The 2,760-nt window shown below is 55.6% G+C and carries 3 protein-coding genes; all 3 read left to right on the top strand.

The window, feature by feature from the left end:
- The coding region (locus IE038_RS24600; RefSeq protein WP_229775734.1) for a hypothetical protein at positions 1–248 on the top strand (248 nt) is incomplete at its 5' end.
- Between the two features lie 317 nt (positions 249–565).
- Positions 566–1,240 (top strand): heavy metal response regulator transcription factor, encoded by a 675-nt coding sequence (locus IE038_RS23740; protein ID WP_003253457.1) that lies wholly within the window; start codon positions 566–568, stop codon positions 1,238–1,240.
- On the top strand, positions 1,237–2,655 hold the full coding sequence (locus tag IE038_RS23735; protein ID WP_011953107.1) for a heavy metal sensor histidine kinase: 1,419 nt from the start codon (positions 1,237–1,239) through the stop codon (positions 2,653–2,655). Before IE038_RS23740 ends, IE038_RS23735 begins: the two co-directional genes overlap by 4 nt.
- The last annotated feature ends 105 nt before the right edge of the window (positions 2,656–2,760 follow it).

Here is a 2,760-nt window from a genome sequence, read left to right as displayed (position 1 = left end):
GAAAACTCGGGCAACGGGATCGGCGTATTTCACCAGATTCGGGAAGTCTTCTTCAGGATTTCCCTAACACCAAGATGATCGGGCAATTACAATTTGGACATGTAATAGATTGTAAGATAATTATTCGAGAGAATATCGAGCCGCCACGTGAACTAATTTGCAGAAAGGCGCTGCGGTTTGCGGCCGTGCATGGGGTCTGCCTGCGTGGCGCCCTCGATCCAAGGCCAGTACCAGTCCTTGCAAGCTAACGACCGAAATGCTGCCTGTCCTGGCCGATTCCACCTGCCAGGCGAATCTGTCATACACCGCCGCAGGCCCCAGAATCCGCTATGCTTAGGGGTGGAGCCTGCATGACTGTCAGAAATCTTGCGGCTACATTACAAATTTGTAGGATTTCGCCGCGGCCAGCTTCTTCGCGTTAAGATTCAAGCGTCCTCAGGTGACCCGGCGTATGGACAGAGGTAGCGACTACCACATGCCATACCCTCAGCCAAACTTTCGAACAGCCTGCAACCATAATCTTGGCGGATTAGGCCAACTCCTTCCTCACACCTTGAGATAAGTTATGCGCGTTCTAGTTGTGGAAGACGAAATTAAAACTGCCGAATATCTTCAGCAGGGCCTATCCGAAAGCGGGTATGTCGTAGATATCGTGCACAACGGTGTAGATGCTCTGCACTTGTTCAACACTAATGTCTATTCGTTGGTCCTCCTGGACGTGAACCTCCCGGGTATCGACGGCTGGGACCTGCTGGAAACCATCCGTAAGACCAGCCGGGTCCGCATCATCATGCTGACCGCCCGCGGACGCATCAATGACAAGCTCAAGGGCTTGGACGGCGGCGCGGATGACTACCTTGTGAAGCCATTCGAATTCCCTGAGCTGCTTGCTCGCATCCGTTCGCTGCAACGCCGTGGTGATGAGTTAGTCGAGAAGAGCTCGCTGAAAATTGCCGATCTGGAACTCGACTCCGTCCGCCATCGCGTCTTCCGCGGTGGCACACGCATCGATCTCACCACCAAGGAATTTGCGCTTCTGCACCTGCTCATGAGCCGAACGGGCGAAGCGCTGACTCGCTCTCAGATCATCTCGTTGGTCTGGGATATGAATTTCGATTGCGACACCAATGTCATCGATGTAGCCATCCGGCGCTTGCGCTCGAAGATCGATGACCCGTTTGAAACCAAGCTCATTCACACGCTTCGTGGCGTTGGGTACGTTTTTGAGGAACGCGCATGAGGCCATTCAGCCTGGCTGCAAAGCTGGGGTTAAAAGTTGGGTTGATGAGCGCAGCGTTGCTGCTTCTGTTCGCCACCTTTGGCTATCTGATGGTAGGCAAGGCTCTGGAAAGAAATGCCAGAGCAGACCTGGAAGTAAAGATGGCGGGGATGGCTCACAACCTGTCCACCATCCCGGACATCTCCGGCGTCAACGCGGATGCGCATCAGCTTGTCGATTTGGTCATGGGCCACAACAACCTGTATGTGAGCATATTCGATACCTCACAGAATCAGACTCCCCTGCTCTCGATTGGCTCGAAACAGGTCAATCTGGAGGTGCACAAGTTTCAGCCGGCGGCCCAGCCCAAAGAGCACGAATGGCGTGATACGCAGGACCGTCCTCTGCTGAGTGCTTCTCGAATCATGCGTTTGGGCGATGGAACAGAGGTCAGCGTCTATATGACCATGGACCAGTCATCCAGTGAGGCGCTGCTCGATGCGTTGCTGACCTGGGCCTTGATGATGTCCCCCGTCATCCTCGCACTGATCTTGGCCATTGGCTGGTGGACTGTGCGCAGAGGCCTGCTACCACTGACCAAGTTCCTCAAGATCGCCTCGAAAATCTCAACCGAGAGCCTCGACCATCGCCTTCCAACTGATGGGATGCCGGCAGAACTCAAAATGCTCGCCGACGGCATCAACATCATGCTGGCTCGCCTGGATGATGGGGTTCAGCAGCTCTCGCAGTTTTCTGACGACCTTGCTCACGAACTTCGAGCACCGCTTTCCAACCTGATGGGCAAGGCCCAGGTTGCCTTGACCAGAGAACGATCGCTTTCCGAGTACCGGGAGGTTCTGGAGTCGTGCACAGAAGAGCTGGACCGCATGAGCCGCATGGTTTCCGACATGCTGTTCTTGGCCCAGGTCAGTCATCCAGCATCAATGGTGGAGTTCGAATCCGTCTCCTTGGTCGACGAGGTTCAGCGAGTGTGCGAGCTCTTCAGCATTTCAGCAGAAGAAGGCGAGATTCAGCTGCAGATCTCCGGCAGTGATGACGTGGTGCGCGGGAATCGCCTGATGGTTCAACGTGCCGTCTCGAATCTGGTCTCGAACGCGATCCGTTACTGCCCTCGCGGCCGCACGGTCTACGTTAAGGTGCAGCATAGTGCGAGCGGTACGACGTTGAGTGTCGGCAACCCCGGCCGTGGTATTGCCAAGGAACACCACGCGCACTTGTTTGAGCGGTTCTACCGTGTGGACAAGAGCCGAGCACGGAGCGAAGGCGGTACCGGTCTTGGCTTGGCCATTGTGCAGTCGATCATGAGTCTGCACCAGGGATCGGCGAGCGTGGAGGTGACCGAAGAAAACTTCACCTGGTTCCACCTTCACTTTCCGGAAGCCCAGCAAATGCAGCCGGCAATGACCGCCGCTTAAATTGCGCAGACACGATTAGGCCCGTCAATCGACGGGCCTTTTGTTGTGCGCCAGGCATGGCGCGTTGCGCGTTAGCGCAACCCGTTTGGCTGTGGTGGCTGAATG

Origin of the sequence: Pseudomonas laurentiana, from assembly GCF_014648275.1 — a bacterium.
In the GTDB taxonomy this organism is placed as follows: domain Bacteria; phylum Pseudomonadota; class Gammaproteobacteria; order Pseudomonadales; family Pseudomonadaceae; genus Aquipseudomonas; species Aquipseudomonas laurentiana.
This window is presented reverse-complemented; position numbering and strand designations above follow the sequence as displayed.